The following is a 13,812-nucleotide window of genomic DNA, read 5'->3' on the forward strand; positions in this document are numbered from 1 at the left end:
CGTCGACCCAGTTGACATAACTATAAGGCTTTACTTGAGGATGAGGGTCGAGGTCGGGAGCCCCACATGACACCTCCGCACAACTACCTCGCGGTCATCAAGGTCGTCGGCATCGGCGGCGGTGGCGTGAACGCGGTCAACCGGATGATCGAGGTCGGTCTGAAGGGCGTCGAGTTCATCGCCATCAACACCGATGCGCAGGCGCTGCTGATGAGCGACGCCGACGTCAAGCTCGACGTCGGCCGCGAGCTCACCCGCGGCCTGGGCGCCGGCGCCCAGCCCGACGTCGGCCGCCAGGCCGCCGAGGACCACCGCGAGGAGATCGAGGAGGTGCTCAAGGGCGCCGACATGGTCTTCGTGACCGCCGGCGAGGGCGGCGGCACCGGTACCGGCGGCGCGCCCGTCGTGGCCTCGATCGCCCGCAAGCTCGGCGCGCTGACCATCGGTGTGGTCACGCGGCCGTTCTCCTTCGAGGGCAAGCGCCGCGCGGTGCAGGCCGAGTCGGGGATCGAGGAGCTGCGCAACGAGTGCGACACGCTCATCGTCATCCCCAACGACCGGCTGCTGCAGCTCGGCGACCGCAACGTCAGCGTCATGGACGCCTTCCGGACCGCCGACCAGGTCCTGCTCTCCGGTGTCCAGGGCATCACCGACCTGATCACCACCCCCGGCCTGATCAACCTGGACTTCGCCGACGTGAAGTCGGTCATGTCCGGCGCGGGGTCGGCGCTCATGGGCATCGGCAGCGCCCGCGGCGACAACCGGGCGCTGCTGGCCGCCGAGCAGGCGATCGCCAGCCCGCTGCTGGAGGCCTCGATGGAGGGCGCCCACGGCGTGCTGCTGTCGATCTCCGGCGGCTCGGACCTCGGCCTGTTCGAGATCAACGAGGCCGCCTCGCTCGTCTCCGACGCCGCGCACGCCGACGCCAACATCATCTTCGGCGCGGTCATCGACGACGCCCTCGGCGACGAGGTGCGGGTGACCGTCATCGCCGCGGGCTTCGACGGCGGCCGCCCCTCGGCGCGCAAGGAGGGCGGCGTGGCCGCGGTGCCGGCCGCCCCGCCGGCGCCGCCCCGCGTGGCCCAGCCGTCGCTGCCCGCGGCCCCGAGCCTGCCGCGCGCCACCGGCGAGCGGCTGGTCGGCCAGGTGCCCCCGGCGCCGGCCGCCACCCCGGCCCCGGCCCGCCCGGCGCCGCAGGGGGGCCTCACCGTCCCGCCGCTGCCGCCGGTGCACAACGCCGCCGCCGGGACCGGCTCGGCCGCCCCGGCCGCCGGCCGCCGGCCGCTGGGCAACGAGGACTTCGAGGAGGAGCTCGACATCCCGGAGTTCCTCCGCCAGTAGCAGGACCCCCGTGCCCCCCACCCCTCGCTCCGCTCGGGGCGGGCCCCTGCACGGGGGCCGTTCCAGCACCTCACCCGCCCCGCCGGCGGTGCGACCCCGACGGGTCGTCACCGACCGGCGGGGCGGCTCGTCGCACCCGCCCTACGACACCTTCAACCTGGGCGGGCACGTGGGCGACGACGCGGGTGACGTCGCGGCCAACCGGGCCCGGCTGGCCCGCGAGCTCGGCGTCCCCGGTGACCGGCTGGTGTGGATGGACCAGGTCCACGGCACCGGCGTCGCCGTCGTCGACGGGCCGGTCGACGGGCCGCTGACGGCCACCGACGCCGTCGTCACCCGCACGCCCGGCCTGGTGCTGTGCGTGCTCGTCGCCGACTGCGTGCCGGTGCTGCTCGCCGACCCGGTCGCCGGGGTCGTCGCCGCCGTGCACGCCGGCCGGGAGGGCGTGCGGGCCGGCGTCGTCCCCGCCACGCTCGCCGCCATGGCCCGCTTCGGCAGCCGCCCGGCCGACACCACCGCCCTGCTCGGGCCCGCCGTGTGCGGCGCCGACTACGAGGTGCCCCGCGCCATGCAGGCCGAGGTGGCCCGGGTGGCGCCGGCGGCCGCCGTCCGCACCCGGAAGGGGACGCCGGGGCTGGACCTGCGCGCCGGGCTCGCCGAGCTGATGACGCGCGCCGGGGTGGCGCAGGTGGTGCACGACCCGCGCTGCACCGTCGAGGACCGGCGCCTGTTCAGCCACCGCCGCGACGGCGTCACCGGCCGCCAGGCCGGCGTCACCTGGCTGGGCTGAAGGACCCTCCTGCTCCCACCCCTCGCTCCGCTCGGGGCGGGCTCCTGCGGGAGGGCCGTGCCGGCACGTCACCAGGGAGGATCACGGCATGACCTCCCCGGCCGACCGGCTCCGCGCCGTCCGCGAGCGCATCGCGGTCGCCGCCCGCGCCGCGGGCCGCGACCCGGCGTCGGTCGGGCTGCTGGCGGTGAGCAAGACCTGGCCGGCCGACGACGTCCGCGCGCTGGCCGCGCTCGGTCAGACCGCCTTCGGCGAGAACCGCGCCCAGGAGCTCGCCGCCAAGGCCGCCGAGCTCGCCGACCTGTCCCTCGAGTGGCACTTCGTCGGCCAGCTGCAGCGCAACAAGGCCGCCGCCGTGGCGCGCACCGGCGCCGTCGTCCACTCCCTCGACCGCTCCTCGCTGGCGCGGGCGCTGTCGCGGGCGGGGGAGGAGCGCGGCCGGCCGGTCGACGTCTTCGTCCAGGTCGACCTCGGCGGCGCGGCGGGTGAGCTGGCCGAGCGCGGCGGTGCTGCCCCGGCCGACGTCCCCGCGCTCGCCGACGAGGTCGCGGACCTCCCCGGCCTGCGGCTGCGCGGCCTCATGGCCGTCGCCCCCCGCGGGGAGGAGCCCGGCCCCGCCTTCGCCCGCCTCGCCGCGCTCGCGGGGCGGCTGCGCGCCGACCACCCCGGCGCCACCGAGGTCTCGGCCGGCATGAGCGGCGATCTCGAGGAGGCCGTCGCGGCCGGCGCCACGCTGGTGCGTGTCGGAACCGCGCTCTTCGGCTCACGACCCCTAACCTCGCCCCGAGTCACACCAGTCACAGGGGTCCCACCAGAGGGCGCCCCGGAGGAGGTCTGATGGCCGGGGCCATGCGGAAGATGGGCATCTACCTCGGACTCGTCGAGGAGGACGACGCCCGCGCCTACGGGCGCTACGACGCGCGCCAGGCCGACCCCGCCGGGCACTACGACGGCGACCGCTACGACGCCGACCGCTACGAGAGCGACCGCTTCGACAGCCGCCCCGGCCGCTACGAGGGCCGCTACGACGACCGCTACGCCTCCGACGCGCACGGCTCCTTCGACTCCTACGGCGGCGAGTACGACCGCTACGACGACCGGCGCCTCGACGAGCGGCGCCTCGACGACCGGCGGCTCGACGACCGGCGGCTCGACGACCGGCGCTACGACGACGACCGCGATGCCGGCCGTCCCGGCGAGCGCGGCCGCGGCGTGGAGCTGGCCCCCGCCCCCGACCCGGAGCCGGTCGCGCTGCGCCGCGCCGGGGCCACCCGCCTGGGCCTGGCGCAGCCGCCGGCCGCCCCGGTCGCCCCGGTGTCCGCCGGTCCCGCCCGCCTCGGCCCGGTCGGCTCCGCCGCCGCGGCGGGGCTGGCCGCCCGCGAGCCCGTGGCCGTCGCTCCCGAGCCGGCTCCGGCGCCGGTGCGCGAGCCCTACCGGATCACCACGCTGCACCCCAAGACCTACAACGAGGCGCGCGCCATCGGCGAGGCCTTCCGCGACGGCAGCCCGGTCATCATGAACCTCACCGAGCTCGACCACGCCGACGCGCGGCGGCTGGTGGACTTCGCTGCGGGCCTCATCTTCGGCCTGCGCGGTAGCATCGAGCCGGTCACGGCCAAGGTGTTCCTGCTCAGCCCGCAGGACGTCGACGTGACGGCCGAGGACAAGGCCAAGATCCGCGAGGGCGGGTTCTTCGACCAGTCCTGACGCCGTCGGCCGGGGCGCAGCAGGTCAGGCCCACCCGGCACCCCAGGTGCCCCGGCACGAGCGAGGACAGTGGCTCTCTTCTGGCAGATCGTGTCGTCGGTCCTGCTCGTCTTCCTCATCCTGCTGTTCGCGCGGTTCGTCGTGGACTGGGTGATGGTGCTGGCGCGCAACTGGCGCCCCTCCGGGCTGGTCGCCGCGGGCCTCGAGGTCGTGTACGCGACCACCGACCCGCCGCTCAAGGTGATCCGGAAGGTGATCCCACCGCTGAACCTGGGGTCCATCCGGCTGGACCTGGCGTTTATGGTGCTCCTGATCGCCGTCTACATCCTGCGGAGCATCACGCTGTCGCTCGCCATCAGCGCGTGACCGTCGAGTCCGCGCGGCCCCGCGTGGGACCGACCGACCCGTATCCGCCGTCCACCCCGAGGTGAGCCCGTTGCCACTCACGCCAGCCGACGTGCACAACGTCGTCTTCAAGAAGCCGCCGATCGGCAAGCGGGGCTACGACGAGGACGAGGTCGACGCGTTCCTCGACGTGGTCGAGGCCGAGCTGGCCCGGCTCATCGAGGAGAACAACGAGCTGCGCGCGAGCTCGAGCACCGGCCGGGTCACCGCGCAGCCGGTCGCGCCCGAGCCGGTGCCCGCGCCGCCGCCGCCGCCCCCGGCGCCGCGCGAGGACGACACCACGCGGGCCTCCCGCATGCTGGCGCTGGCCTCCGAGACCGCCGACCGCTACGTCAACGAGGCGAAGTCGCAGGCCGACCAGATGGTCGCCACGGCCCAGGGCAACAGCGAGCGGATGGTCGCCGAGGCCCGCGCCAAGAGCGAGCAGATGGTCACCGAGGCACGCACCCGCGCCGACTCGATGCTCAGCGACGCCCGCACCCGCGCCGACACGATGGAGCGCGAGGCCCGGGCCAAGGCCGCCGCCCTCGAGCAGGACGCCGAGCGCCGGCACACCGAGGTCATGGGCGGCCTGGAGGAGAAGCGGGCCAACCTCGAGCGCAAGATCGAAGAGCTGCGGACCTTCGAGCGCGAGTACCGCACCCGCTTCCGCTCCTACCTCGAGTCGCACCTGCGCGACCTCGACACCCGCGGCTCGGCCGAGCCGTCCTCGGCCAGCCGGCAGAGCCAGCACGCCCCCGCCTGACGACCGACACGACGAAGGGCCCCGGACGCGAGTCCGGGGCCCTTCGTCGTACGGCCTCCTCCTCGGGCCCGCCCCGAGCTCGCGAGGGGTGGGGGAGGAGGAGGTCCTTCAGCCCTTGACGCTGCCCGCCAGCAGGCCGCGGACGAAGTAGCGCTGCAGGCTCAGGAACACCACCAGCGGCAGCACGATGGACACGAACGCGCCGGCCGCGAGCAGGTACCAGTCCGAGCCGCGGGTGCCGGCCAGCTCGGCCACCCGGACGGTGAGCGGGACCACGTCCGGGGCACCGCCGGCGAAGGTCAGCGCCACGAGCAGGTCGTTCCAGACCCAGAGGAACTGGAAGACGCCGAAGGCCGCGATCGCCGGCGTGAGCAGCGGCAGCAGTACCTGAAAGAAGATCTTCACGTGGCCGGCGCCGTCCATGCGGGCGGCCTCGACCAGCGACGCGGGGATCTCCTTCATGAAGTTGTGCAGCAGGAAGACGGCCAGCGGCAGGGCGAAGATCGAGTGCGACAGCCAGATGGTCCAGAAGGACCCGGCCAGCCCGGTGTCGACGTAGATGCTCAGCAGGGGGATCAGCGTGACCTGGATGGGCACCACCTGCAGCGCGAACACGGCGACGAACAGGATGTTGCGCCCGGGGAAGTCGATCCAGGCGAACGCGTAGGCCGCCAGCAGCGCCAGGGTGATCGGGATGACGACCGCCGGCAGCGTGATCACCAGCGAGTTGACGAACAGCGCGGCGAAGTTCGTCCCGCCGCCGTAGAGCACCTCGTTGTAGTTGTCGAGGGTGAACGTCGGGTCGGTGAACACCGTCCACCAGCCCGAGCGGCGGATGTCGAGCTCGGGCCGGAAGGACGTGATCAGCAGGCCCAGCGTCGGCACCGTCCACAGCACCGCGATGACCAGCGCGATGATCGACGCGGCGGGGGAGCTGAACTTCGTCCGGGCGGCGACCGCGCGGCGCTCGGCGCGGGTGAGCCGGCGCTCGTCGATGGGGACGGGCGCCATGACCGGCGTGGTCGTGGTCATCGGATCTCCTCGGCGAGACGCAGCTGGCGGACGTTGTACGCGATGATCGGGATGACCAGCACGAACAGCAGGACGGCGAGGGCCGCGCCGAGACCGACGTTGAACTGCCGGAAGGCCTGCGTGTAGAACTCGTTGGCCACGACGCTGGTGCCGAACTGACCGCCGGTCATGGTCCGGACGATGTCGAACACCTTCAGCGTCACGATGGCGACCGTGGTCAGGACGACGACGAGGGCCGGCCGGATGCTGGGCACGGTGACGTAGCGGAACATCTGGATGCCGCCGACGCCGTCGAGGCGGGCGGCCTCGACGATGTCGTCGGGGATGGCCTTGATGGCCGCCGAGAGCACGGTCATGGCGAACCCGGCCTGGATCCAGATCATCACGACGATCAGCCAGAACGTGTTGGACGGCGCGTTGAGCAGGAACTGCTGCGGCTCCATGCCGAGCATGACCAGCAGCTGGTTGAGCAGGCCGATCTGGTTCACGCCCGGCTGGTCGGGGCGGTACTCGTAGACGAACTTCCAGATGACGCCGGCGCCGACCATCGAGATCGCCATGGGGAGGAAGACCAGGGCCTTCGCCAGGGCCTCGAAGCGGGTGCGGTCGACCAGGTAGGCGTAGACCAGGCCCAGGCCGGTGGTCACCAGCGGGACCAGGACCACCCACAGCAGGGTGTTGACCAGGACCGTCTGGAAGCTGTCCGTGGTGAAGACCGTGGCGTAGTTGTCCAGGCCGACGAACTGCGAGCCGTCACGGCTGTAGAACGAGCCGCGGATGGTGTCGAGGGCCGGGTAGACCAGGCCCACCAGCAACAGCAGGAGGGTCGGGCCGAGGAAGCCGGCCGCGACGATCCAGTTCGGCACCCGCCGCGGCCGGTCGACCGCGAACAGGATCGCCCCCATCACGGCGGCGAACAGGAGGATGGCGACCACCATCAGGGCGATCTTGTGCCCCGTCGTGCTCGCGTCGAGGAACCACTGCACCGTTGACGACCTCTCTCCGGCAACGGAACGCCGGGGGGACCGCAGCGGTGCTGTGGTCCCCCCGGCCTCCAGGGTGGGTGGGGCGTCCCGTCAGCCGGTGGCTGCCGGGACCTCGTGGGTCAGGCCGCCGGCCAGGCGTTCTCGACGTCGGTGAGGACCTGCTGGGTCGGCTTGTCGTTCGCGATCCAGTTGGTCAGCTCCGTCCAGAGGGCACCCGCGCCGATCTCACCGGGCATCAGGTCCGAGCCGTCGAAGCGGAAGACGGCCTCCGGGTCCTGGAACTGCTCGGCGGCGAGCTGGTCGATCGGCGAGACGAGGTTCTCCACGTCCAGACCGGTGTTGGCGCTGACCCAGCCCGGGCCGGAGACCTGCGCCTTGACGTTGGCCCAGTCCGCCGAGGACAGGTAGGTCTGGAACGCCTGGGTCGCCGGCTCGTCGTTGAACGCCGCGGTGAACTCGCCACCGCCGAGGACCGGGGCCGACTCGCCCTCGATGGGCGGCAGCGGGAAGGCGAAGACGTCGCCGTCCTCGGCCACCTCGGTGCCCTCCGGCCAGTTCGCCTGGTAGAACGACGCCTGCCGGTGCATGAAGCAGCTGCCGTCGAGGATGGGCAGGCCCGCGTCACCGAACTCGGTGGAGGCGATGGACTGCACCTCGCCGAGGCCGCCGTTGACGTAGTCGGGGTTCTTCAGGATGCCGCCGACGAGGTCGAGGGCCTCGACGATCTGCGGGTCGTCGAACGGGATCTCGTGGTTGACCCACTGGTCGTAGACCTCGGGGCCCGCCGAGCGCAGGACGACGTCCTCGAGCCAGTCGGTGGCCGGCCAGCCGGTGGCGTCACCGGAGACGATGCCGGCGCACCACGGCTTGGCGCCGCTCTCGGCGATCTGGTCGGACAGGGCGACCATCTCGTCCCACGTCTGCGGGATCTCGTAGCCGGCGTCCTCGAAGGCCGACGGCGAGTACCAGACGAAGGACTTGGCGTTGGCGCCCAGGGGAGCGGCGTAGAAGGTGTCGTCGACGGTGCCGTAGGTCTTCCAGCTCTCGTCCCAGTACTCGTCGACGTTCGCCTCGACCTGCTGGGGTGCGGGGACGACGGCGCCCTGGCCGACCAGGGTGGCCAGCAGGCCCGGCTGCGGGATGAAGGCGATGTCGGGGGCGTTGCCGCTCTGCACGCGGACGACGAGCTGCGCCTCGAACTCGCGCGAGCCCTCGTACTGCACCTCGACGCCGGTGCACTCCTCGAAGGGCACGTAGGAGTCGATCTGCGGCTGGTCCTCGGGGTCGACGATGGAGGTGTAGACGCTGACGGTCTGCCCCTCCAGGTCGCCGAACTCCTCGTAGGGCGCGCAGTCGATGCTCAGCTCCGAGGGATCGGCGGTGTCGCCGCCGCCGCCCCCGCTGGTCTCGCCGGCGCCGCAGCCGGCGAGCACGAGCGCCACGCCCAGGCCGCCGGCCAGCGCGGTGTTGCGCCGACCTCTCGCGCGCATCGTCATGGATGTCCTCCAGCTCCCTGCGGTGGTCTCCGCAGCGTGTGGTCGGTGTCGGTGGACGCGCCGGGCAGGTGCCGGCCGTCGCGGTCGCCGGGGGACCATAAGCCTCACCGTGCGGAGTCGCCCGACACCTTGCTGAAACCGTTACGCAACGCCCCCCGAGCGGTGGTCCGCACCCCGCTCGGGTCACGGGCCGGTCACGGTCGGTGGCGCGGACGGGTGCCGTCGGGACCGGACGCTGGTCGCGGCGACCCCTGCATGTCACAGTGAGTGCGCTCTGCAACGGCGCGGAAGGGACGAACAGGAAGACCATGGCCACCATCACGTACGACCGGGCCACGCTCGTGTACCCCGGGGCCTCCCGCCCGTCGGTCGACGCCCTCGACCTCTCCATCGCCGACGGCGAGTTCCTCGTCCTCGTCGGTCCCTCGGGCTGTGGCAAGTCGACGTCCCTGCGGATGCTCGCCGGGCTCGAGGAGGTCACCGACGGGTCCATCCGCATCGGTGACCGGGACGTCACCAAGCTGCCGCCCAAGGACCGCGACATCGCGATGGTGTTCCAGAACTACGCGCTGTACCCGCACATGACGGTCGCGGACAACATGGCGTTCGCGCTCAAGATCGCCGGCATGTCCAAGGAGGACCGCCTGACGCGCGTGCGCGAGGCGGCCCGGCTGCTCGACCTCGAGCAGTACCTCGACCGCAAGCCCAAGGCGCTGTCGGGCGGTCAGCGGCAGCGCGTGGCGATGGGCCGCGCGATCGTCCGCAACCCGCAGGTCTTCCTCATGGACGAGCCGCTGTCCAACCTCGACGCCAAACTGCGCGTGCAGACCCGCACCGAGATCGCGGCGCTGCAGCGCCGGCTCGGGACGACGACGGTCTACGTCACCCACGACCAGGTCGAGGCGATGACCATGGGCGACCGGGTGGCGGTGCTCAAGGACGGTCTCCTGCAGCAGGTGGACACCCCCCGCGAGCTCTACGACCGGCCGGCCAACGAGTTCGTCGCGGGCTTCATCGGGTCCCCGGCGATGAACCTGGTCCCGGTGCCGCTCAGCGAGGGCGGCGCCGTCCTCGGCGGGCACCCGGTCCCGCTGTCCCGCAACGTGCTGGGCTTCCTCGCCGACGAGGGCGGCCGCACGGCCACGCTCGGTTTCCGCCCCGAGGCCGTCCAGTTCGTCGGGCCCGGCGAGGGCTTCCCGGTCGAGGTCCAGGTCGTGGAGGAGCTCGGCTCGGACGCCTTCGCCTACGGCCAGCTGCACGCCGGGGCGGAGACCGGGGAGACCGCCGACCGCCCGCTGGTCCTGCGGGCCGACGCGCGGCGTCCCCCGGCGAAGGGCGAGGTCGTGCACGTCGCCATCCGTCCGGGCGAGGCGCACGTCTTCTCCGCGCAGACCGGGCGCCGGATCGGACATGCCGGCGACTGATCGCCGTCCCCGACGCGACGGGTCGCCGGCGGCCGAGGGCCGCCGGTGATCCTCGCGGCGGGCCTGCTCGTCCTCGCCGGTCTCGGCCTGTTCGTCGCCGGTGGGCTCACCGGCGTGACCGGCTGGTACTGGGCCTGCGTGGCGGCCTGCGGCCTGGCCGTGGCGCTGCTCGTGGCGGCCCGGCTGCGCGCCCCGGCCGCCGCACGTGACACCCGTGCGGCGGCGGAGCCGGCCGGCCGGGCGGGTGAGCGGGCCACACCGGCCACCGGCCCCGCGCAACCCCCGGGGTCGTCGTCGCCCGACGACGACCACCCCGGCCGGCCCGAGGACCTGACCGCCAGCGCAGGGCGTGCCACCGGACACCCCGCCCCGGCGGCCACCGGTGCCGCCGACGCGTCCGGGGACCCCGCGGAGGAGGACGTCGAGGTCACCGACCTGCTGATCGTCGTCGACCTGACCGACGAGGTGCTCGTGGTCGACGAGCACCCGCGCTACCACCTCGCCGGCTGTCGGTGGTCGGCCGGCCGGGAGACCGTCCCGCTGCCGGTGCGCGAGGCGCGCACCGACGGGTTCACCCCGTGCGCGGTCTGCCGCCCCGACCGGCACCTCGCCGAGGTCGAGCGCACCCGCAGGGCCGCCCGGCGCAGCTGACCCGCGCCGGGTGCCCGCTGGTCACGCGCGGGTGATCGTGAAGCGCAGGCCGCCCGGCCCCTCGAAGACCGCGCCGTCCTCGGCAGCGTCGTCGACGGCGTCCTCGCGCACCGTGGTGGCCAGCACCTCGCGGCCGAGTGCGTCGGCGTGCTCGGCCAGCGCCGTGCGCATCGGCTCCTCGGCGGTCCAGGACAGCGCGATCCGGTCGCTGACCTCCAGGCCGCTGCTCTTGCGGGCCTCCTGCACCAGCCGCACGGCCTCGCGGAAGAGGCCCGCCCGCTCCAGCTCCGGCGTGAGGGTCAGGTCGAGGGCCACGGTGAGCCCGCCGCCGCTGGCCACCGTCCAGCCCTCGCGCGGCGTCTCGGTGACCACCAGGTCGCCGTCCTCCAGCGGCACGGTGGCGCCGTCGACCTCCACCGACGCCGTCCCGGCGCGGTAGGCGGTCACCAGCGCGGGGGCGTCGGCCGCCGCGACGGCCTTCGCCACCGCCTGCACCTGCCCGCCCAGCCGCCGGCCCACGGCGCGGAAGTCGACCTTGACGCTGACGTCGACCAGGTCGCCGCCGACCGCGGACAGTTCGGCCAGCTCGGCGACGTTCAGCTCGTCGGCCACCTCGGTGACCAGGTCGCGGGGGAGCGCGGCGAACCCCGGCGCGGCGACGACGGCCCGGCCCAGCGGCTGCCGGGTGCGCACCCTCGCCGACGTCCGTGCCGAGCGGCCCAGCTCGACCAGCCGCCGGACGAGGTCCACCTGCGCCACCAGCTGCGGGTCGCGGGCGTCGGCGTCGACGGCCGGCCACGAGGCCAGGTGCACCGAGTCGGGAGCGCCCTCGGGCAGGCCCGGCGCGACTCCCGTCGTCCACACGTGGTCGGTGAGGAACGGGGTGAACGGCGCCAGGAGGCGGGTCAGCCCGTCGAGCACCTCGTGCAGCGTGCCCAGGGCCGCCGGGTCGCCGTCCCAGAACCGGCGGCGGGAGCGGCGCACGTACCAGTTGGACAGGTCGTCGACGAACTGCGCCAGCAGCCGGCCGGCGCCCTGGGTGTCGAAGGCCTCCAGCGCGTCGGTGACCCCCTCGGTGACCGCGGCCAGCTGCGCCAGCGCCCACCGGTCCAGCAGCGGCCGGTCCGCGCGCGGCGGGGCCGGCGAGGTGGCCGGGTCCCAGCCGTTGGTCTCGGCGTAGAGGGTGAGGAAGCTGGCGGTGTTCCAGTAGGTCAGCAGGACCTTGCGGACCACCTCGGACAGCGTCTCGTGCCCGACCCGCCGGGCCGACCACGGCGAGCCGCCGGCCAGCATGAACCAGCGGACGGCGTCGGCGCCGTGCCGGTCCATGAGCGGGATCGGCTCGAGGATGTTGCCCAGGTGCTTGCTCATCTTGCGGCCGTCCTCGGCGAGGATGTGGCCCAGGCACAGCACGTCCTCGTAGGAGCTCCGGCCGAACACCAGCGTGCCGACGGCCATCAGCGAGTAGAACCAGCCGCGGGTCTGGTCGATCGCCTCGGCGATGAACTGCGCCGGGTAGGACGCCTCGAACTCCGCCTGGTTGCGGTGCGGCGCGCCCCACTGCGCGAAGGGCATCGAGCCGGAGTCGTACCAGGCGTCGATGACCTGCGGCACCCGCCGGTAGGTGCCCTCCTCGCCGGGGCGGGTGAAGGTCACCTCGTCGATGAAGGGCCGGTGCGGGTCCAGGCCGGCCAGGTCGCGGCCGGTCAGCTCGGAGAGCTCGGCCAGCGAGCCGACGACGACCATCCGATCGGGGTCGGCGTCGTTGCGCCAGATCGGCAGCGGGGTGCCCCAGTACCGGTCGCGGGAGAGCGCCCAGTCGACGTTGTTGTTCAGCCAGTCGCCGTAGCGGCCCCACTGGATGGTCTCGGGGTGCCAGCGGGTCTTCTCGTTCTCCGCGAGCAGCCGGTCCTTGACCGCGCTGGTGCGCACGTACCAGGAGGGCTGCGCGTAGTACATCAGCGGCGTGTGGCAGCGCCAGCAGTGCGGGTAGCTGTGCTCGTAGCGCTGCTCGCGCCACAGCACGCCGCGGGCGTGCAGGTCCTCGACCAGCGCGGCGTCGGCGACCTTGAAGAAGTGCCCGCCGACCAGCGGCACCCCGGGCAGGAAGTGGCCGGAGGCGTCGATCGGGTTGACCACCGGCAGGCCGTAGGAGCGGCAGACGGCGAGGTCGTCGGCGCCGAAGGCGGGCGACTGGTGCACCAGGCCGGTGCCGTCGTCGGTGGTGACGTAGTCGGCGAGGACGACGAAGTGGCTGTCCTCGCCCTCGGGGAAGTCGACCAGCTCGAACGGGCGCCGGTAGTGGGTGCGCTCCCAGTCGCGGCCGCGGGTGCGGGCGAGCACCTCGACGTCGTCGGTGTCGCCGAAGACGGCGCCCAGCAGCGGCTCGGCGACCACCAGCGTGTCCCCGTCGCGGCGGGCGACCAGGTAGGTGACGTCGGGGTTGACCGCGACGGCGGTGTTGCTCGGCAGCGTCCACGGCGTCGTCGTCCAGACCAGCAGGTCGGCCCTCCCGGCCCACTCGCCGTCGGTGACGGGCAGCCGGACGTACACCGACGGGTCGGTGATCGACTCGTAGCCCTGGGCGACCTCGTGGTCGGACAGGCCGGTGCCGCAGCGCGGGCAGTACGGGGCGACCCGGTGGTCCTCGACGAGCAGGCCCTTGTCGAAGACCTGCTTGAGCGACCACCAGACGCTCTCGATGTAGTGCGGGTCCATCGTCCAGTAGGCGGTGGACATGTCCACCCAGTAGCCCATGCGGCGGGTGAGGTCGCTGAAGGCGCCGACGTGGCGCATGACCGACTCGCGGCAGCGGGCGTTGAACTCGGCGATGCCGTAGCGCTCGATGTCGGGCTTGCCGGCGAACCCGAGCTCCTGCTCGACGGCGATCTCGACCGGCAGGCCGTGGCAGTCCCAGCCGGCGCGGCGGGGCACGTGCCAGCCCTGCATCGTCTTGAACCGGGGGAAGACGTCCTTGAACGCGCGCGCCTCGATGTGGTGGGTGCCCGGGCGGCCGTTGGCGGTGGGCGGGCCCTCGTAGAACACCCACTGCGGCCGGCCCTCGGTCGCGGCCAGGGACCGCTCGAAGACGCCGCGCTCCTCCCAGCGCCGCAGGACGTCCTGCTCGAGCGCGGGCAGGTCGACCTGGGGCGGCAGCGCACGGAACGGAGAGCTCACACCGTCATTGTCCCCGAGCCGTCGAGCGCGTTCGGGCGGCGGGGCGAGGGCCGCGGTG

General features: G+C 73.5%; 12 protein-coding genes. 8 read left to right on the top strand and 4 right to left on the bottom strand.

The features are described from left to right. Window positions 1-66 precede the first annotated feature (66 nt). The 6 genes from ftsZ to BMZ33_RS11850 all read left to right on the top strand — a co-directional run bounded on the left by ftsZ (window position 67) and on the right by BMZ33_RS11850 (window position 4,988). Window positions 67-1,341 carry a cell division protein FtsZ gene (ftsZ, locus tag BMZ33_RS11825; protein ID WP_091110401.1) on the top strand — a complete coding sequence of 425 codons (1,275 nt, stop codon included), beginning with the start codon at window positions 67-69 and terminating at the stop codon, window positions 1,339-1,341. Window positions 1,342-1,429: 88 nt separating this feature from the next. After that, a complete protein-coding gene (gene pgeF, locus BMZ33_RS11830; protein ID WP_091110404.1) occupies window positions 1,430-2,131 on the top strand; it encodes a peptidoglycan editing factor PgeF in 702 nt (233 codons plus the stop codon). Between the two features lie 88 nt (window positions 2,132-2,219). Then, window positions 2,220-2,969, top strand: coding sequence for a YggS family pyridoxal phosphate-dependent enzyme (locus tag BMZ33_RS11835; RefSeq protein WP_091110406.1), 750 nt, complete (start codon window positions 2,220-2,222; stop codon window positions 2,967-2,969). Then, complete coding sequence (locus BMZ33_RS24470) at window positions 2,969-3,838, top strand: cell division protein SepF (protein ID WP_091110408.1); 870 nt, start codon at window positions 2,969-2,971, stop codon at window positions 3,836-3,838. Before BMZ33_RS11835 ends, BMZ33_RS24470 begins: the two co-directional genes overlap by 1 nt. A 69-nt stretch (window positions 3,839-3,907) precedes the next feature. Continuing rightward, window positions 3,908-4,204: a YggT family protein gene (locus tag BMZ33_RS11845; protein ID WP_091110411.1), complete on the top strand. Its 297-nt coding sequence runs from the start codon at window positions 3,908-3,910 to the stop codon at window positions 4,202-4,204. Between the two features lie 61 nt (window positions 4,205-4,265). Then, entirely contained in the window at window positions 4,266-4,988 is a 723-nt protein-coding gene (locus tag BMZ33_RS11850; protein WP_280139209.1) for a DivIVA domain-containing protein, read from the top strand. 108 nt (window positions 4,989-5,096) lie between these two features. Here BMZ33_RS11850 and BMZ33_RS11855 read toward each other — a convergent pair whose 3' ends face one another. From BMZ33_RS11855 to BMZ33_RS11865, 3 genes are all read right to left on the bottom strand, one after another. Further along, window positions 5,097-6,020 (bottom strand): carbohydrate ABC transporter permease, encoded by a 924-nt coding sequence (locus tag BMZ33_RS11855; protein ID WP_091110419.1) that lies wholly within the window; start codon window positions 6,018-6,020, stop codon window positions 5,097-5,099. After that, on the bottom strand, window positions 6,017-7,006 hold the full coding sequence (locus BMZ33_RS11860) for a carbohydrate ABC transporter permease (RefSeq protein ID WP_169064208.1): 990 nt from the start codon (window positions 7,004-7,006) through the stop codon (window positions 6,017-6,019). The genes BMZ33_RS11855 and BMZ33_RS11860 overlap by 4 nt, the downstream gene beginning before the upstream one ends. A 119-nt stretch (window positions 7,007-7,125) precedes the next feature. Continuing rightward, a complete protein-coding gene (locus tag BMZ33_RS11865) occupies window positions 7,126-8,502 on the bottom strand; it encodes an ABC transporter substrate-binding protein (RefSeq protein ID WP_169064209.1) in 1,377 nt (458 codons plus the stop codon). 308 nt (window positions 8,503-8,810) lie between these two features. On the opposite strand from BMZ33_RS11865, the gene BMZ33_RS11870 reads away from it, so the two are divergent. Beyond that, window positions 8,811-9,926 (top strand): ABC transporter ATP-binding protein, encoded by a 1,116-nt coding sequence (locus BMZ33_RS11870; protein ID WP_091110422.1) that lies wholly within the window; start codon window positions 8,811-8,813, stop codon window positions 9,924-9,926. Between the two features lie 45 nt (window positions 9,927-9,971). Next, on the top strand, window positions 9,972-10,577 hold the full coding sequence (locus BMZ33_RS11875) for a hypothetical protein (protein WP_091110425.1): 606 nt from the start codon (window positions 9,972-9,974) through the stop codon (window positions 10,575-10,577). A 21-nt stretch (window positions 10,578-10,598) separates the two neighbouring features. On the opposite strand, the gene ileS is transcribed toward BMZ33_RS11875, so the two are convergent. After that, window positions 10,599-13,754 carry an isoleucine--tRNA ligase gene (gene ileS / locus BMZ33_RS11880; RefSeq protein WP_169064210.1) on the bottom strand — a complete coding sequence of 1,052 codons (3,156 nt, stop codon included), beginning with the start codon at window positions 13,752-13,754 and terminating at the stop codon, window positions 10,599-10,601. Between the last annotated feature and the right edge of the window lie 58 nt (window positions 13,755-13,812).

The organism is Geodermatophilus dictyosporus, from assembly GCF_900115505.1.
Lineage (GTDB): Bacteria > Actinomycetota > Actinomycetes > Mycobacteriales > Geodermatophilaceae > Geodermatophilus > Geodermatophilus dictyosporus.

Bases quoted from the DNA above. Each gene is read 5' to 3' on its own strand.
- BMZ33_RS24470 (WP_091110408.1), top strand. From the start codon at position 2,969: ATGGCCGGGGCCATGCGGAAGATGGGCATCTACCTCGGACTCGTCGAG.
- BMZ33_RS11865 (WP_169064209.1), bottom strand. From the start codon at position 8,502: ATGACGATGCGCGCGAGAGGTCGGCGCAACACCGCGCTGGCCGGCGGC.
- ftsZ (WP_091110401.1), top strand. From the start codon at position 67: ATGACACCTCCGCACAACTACCTCGCGGTCATCAAGGTCGTCGGCATC.
- BMZ33_RS11870 (WP_091110422.1), top strand. From the start codon at position 8,811: ATGGCCACCATCACGTACGACCGGGCCACGCTCGTGTACCCCGGGGCC.
- BMZ33_RS11855 (WP_091110419.1), bottom strand. From the start codon at position 6,020: ATGACCACGACCACGCCGGTCATGGCGCCCGTCCCCATCGACGAGCGC.
- BMZ33_RS11835 (WP_091110406.1), top strand. From the start codon at position 2,220: ATGACCTCCCCGGCCGACCGGCTCCGCGCCGTCCGCGAGCGCATCGCG.